This window comes from Rhizobacter sp. P2_H3, assembly GCF_056403355.1.
The window spans coordinates 1-992 of sequence record NZ_JBFUFQ010000509.1 but is presented as its reverse complement, the minus strand read 5'-3'; the positions used below and the strand labels follow the sequence as shown (position 1 = coordinate 992).

Annotated in this window: 1 pseudogene; it reads left to right on the top strand. The window is 67.1% G+C overall.

Annotation, left to right across the window (positions count from 1 at the left end):
* Positions 1 to 992, top strand: a pseudogene (locus tag AC1D1T_RS32705) (hypothetical protein); the annotation flags it as partial.

Here is a 992-nt window from a genome sequence, read left to right as displayed (position 1 = left end):
TTCGGCAACCTCGTCACGACGAAGGACGCGTTGCAGAACACCGTGCAGATCGCGTACGACATCCGGGGCCGCAAGCTCAGGCTGACGGACCCGGACGCCGGGATGCTCGAGTACCACTACGACGCGCTCGGCCAAGCGGTGTGGCAGCAGAACCCGCTGCAGAAGCAGCGCGGCGGCTCGACCACGATGAAGTACGACGTGCTCGGCCGGGTGACGCTGCGCATCGAGCCGGAATACCAGAGCAGTTGGACCTACGACAGCTGCGCGATGGGCATCGGCAAGTTGTGCGCGACGAGTGCCAACACGGACCTCAGCCGGCAGTGGGTGTACGACAGCCTGGGGCGGCTGATCAACACCCGCTCGAGCATCGCCAACGGGCCGAGCTTTGCGAGCGCGCTGAGCTATGACGCGAACGGCCGGCAAGCGACGCAGACCTGGCCGAGCGGGCTGGCGGTGAACTACGGCTACACGCCGAAGGGTTTCCTCGGCACGGTGTCATTGGCAACGGCGGTGACGGTGAACCCGCTGCCCGCCACCCCGGGTGGCACGCCGGGAGCGAGCGTCACGCTGCCGGCCGGCACCGTGCTGTGGCAGGGGCTGGCCTACAACGCGTGGGACGGCCTGGAGCAGCAGAAGTACAGCAACGCGGTCGTGAGCAGGTCCGGCTATGAGGCATCGACGGGCCGCACCAGCAGCCTGACGACCGGCAAAGGCAACGCGACCGACGTGCTGAACCACGGCTACGTGTGGGACAGCCTGGGTCGGCTGACGAACCGCAATGATGCGAACGGAGATGGCGCCGCCGGTGCGGTGACGGAGAACTTCGAGCACGACGCGCTCGGCCGATTGCAGCGCTACACGGTGGCGGCTCCTGCGATCAACGGCCTGGTGCGCACGGTGAGCCTGCAATACAACGCGCTGGGCAGCATCCTCTACAAGAGCGATGTCGGCATCTACAACTACGGCGCGCAGGGGGCGACCTCGGTTCGACC